Raw genomic sequence first — 1,388 nt, forward strand, 5'->3', positions numbered from 1 at the left:
AGTGCACCGAGGGTACTGTTGGTCGTGGTCAGGCTGGTCGACAGGGAACTGACACCGCTTTGTGCGGTGCTGATACCGGCCGCAGCCGAAGTCGACAGGCTTGCCACGTTGCTGTTGGTCGTGGTCAGGCTCGTCGACAGGGAACTCACGCCGCTTTGCGCCGTGCTGATACCGACCGCAGCCGAGGTCGACAGACTCGCTACGTTGCTGTTTGTCGTATTCAAGCTGGTCGACAACGATCCGACGTCGGTCGCCTCCTGGGTCGACAGTGCCCCGAGGGTGCTGTTGGTCGTGGCCAGGCCCGTCGACAAGGAGGTCACGCCGCTTTGCGCCGTGCTGATGCCGACCGCGGCCGAAGTCGACAGGCTCGCCACGTTGCTGTTGGTCGTGGTCAGGCTCGTCGATAGGGAACTCACGCCGCTTTGTGCGGTGCTGATACCGACCGCGGCCGACGTCGACAGACTCGTCACGTTGTTGTTCGTCGTATTCACGCTGGTCGACAACGAGCCCACATCGGTCGATTCTTGGGTCGACAGCGCCCCGAGGGTGCTGTTGGTCGTAGTCAGGCCTGTCGACAGGGAACTCACGCCGCTTTGCGCCGTGCTGATGCCGACCGCAGCCGAGGTCGACAGACTCGTCACGTTGCTGTTCGTCATATTCACGCTAGTCGACAACGAGCCCACGTCGGTCGATTCCTGCGTCGACAGTGCACCGAGGGTGCTATTGGTCGTGGTTAGGCTCGTCGACAGGGAACTCACGCCGCTTTGAGCCGTGCTGATACCGACCGCAGCCGAGGTCGACAGGCTTGCCACGTTGCTGTTGGTCGTGGTCAGGCCAGTCGACAGACTCGCCACGTTACTGTTGGTGGTATTCAAGCTGGTCGACAGCGATCCCACGTCGATCGACTCCTGAGTCGACAGTGCACCTAGGGTACTGTTGGTCGTAGTCAGGCTTGTCGACAGGGAGGTCACGCCGCTTTGCGCCGTGCTGATACCGACCGCAGCCGAAGTCGACAGGCTCGCCACGTTGCTGTTGGTGGTATTCACGCTGGTCGACAGCGAACTGACGTTGCCGTTGGTCGTATTCAGGCTGGTCGACAACGAGCCCACATCGGTCGACTCCTGGGTCGACAGCGTCCCGAGGGTGCTGTTGGTCGTGGTCAGGCTGGTCGACAGGGAGGTCACACCGCTTTGCGCCGTGCTGATGCCGACCGCGGCCGATGTCGACAGACTCGCCACGTTACTGTTGGTGGTATTCACGCTGGTTGACAGCGATCCCACGTCGGTCGATTCCTGAGTTGACAGCGCCCCGAGGGTGCTGTTGGTCGTGTTCAGGCCAGTAGACAGGGAGCTCACGCCGCTTTGTGCGGTGCTGATACCGACCGCGGC

Annotated in this window: 1 protein-coding gene; it reads right to left on the minus strand. The window is 62.1% G+C overall.

The window, feature by feature from the left end; all coding sequences use genetic code 11:
* Window positions 1–1,388, minus strand: a 1,388-nt coding sequence (locus tag U5798_RS36815) for a beta strand repeat-containing protein (protein ID WP_415859534.1), incomplete at both ends; no start/stop codon positions are given.

The organism is Burkholderia sp. BCC1972, assembly GCF_905339605.1.
Classification (GTDB): Bacteria; Pseudomonadota; Gammaproteobacteria; order Burkholderiales; family Burkholderiaceae; genus Burkholderia.